Raw genomic sequence first — 338 nt, 5'->3', positions numbered from 1 at the left:
GCGGCTGGCCCGCCTGCTGCGCGTCGGGCTGGGCCTGCCGGCCCGGCTGGTTCTGGTTTGCCATGATGCTCCTCCTGCGTGTCGTTCGATGGCATGCCAGTGTGACACAGCCCGCCGGCAGGCGGCGTCGCCTAGCCGGCAGGCAATGCCCTGCTACTGCCCACCTTTATATGATGGAAAAAACACCTGCTGGCCGTCGACCTTGTAGGCGCCGATCAGGCTTTGACCCTCGGGCGAGGTGATCCACTCGACCAGCTGCATCGCGCCCTTGTAGTTGGCTTCCTTGTGCTTCTGCGGATTGACCGCGATGATGCCGTAGGGGTTGAACATCTTCGGAT

1 pseudogene is annotated in these 338 nt (G+C 63.3%); it reads right to left on the bottom strand.

Annotated elements, in window-relative coordinates:
* Positions 1–153: 153 nt before the first annotated feature.
* Positions 154–338, bottom strand: a pseudogene (locus tag KVT32_RS29275) (tungsten ABC transporter substrate-binding protein); the annotation flags it as partial.

The sequence above is a fragment of the Achromobacter sp. GbtcB20 genome (genome assembly GCF_019091095.1).
GTDB lineage: Bacteria > Pseudomonadota > Gammaproteobacteria > Burkholderiales > Burkholderiaceae_B > Achromobacter > Achromobacter mucicolens.
Note: the sequence above shows the minus strand (reverse complement) of the source record. Positions and strands in the feature narration are given on the sequence as shown.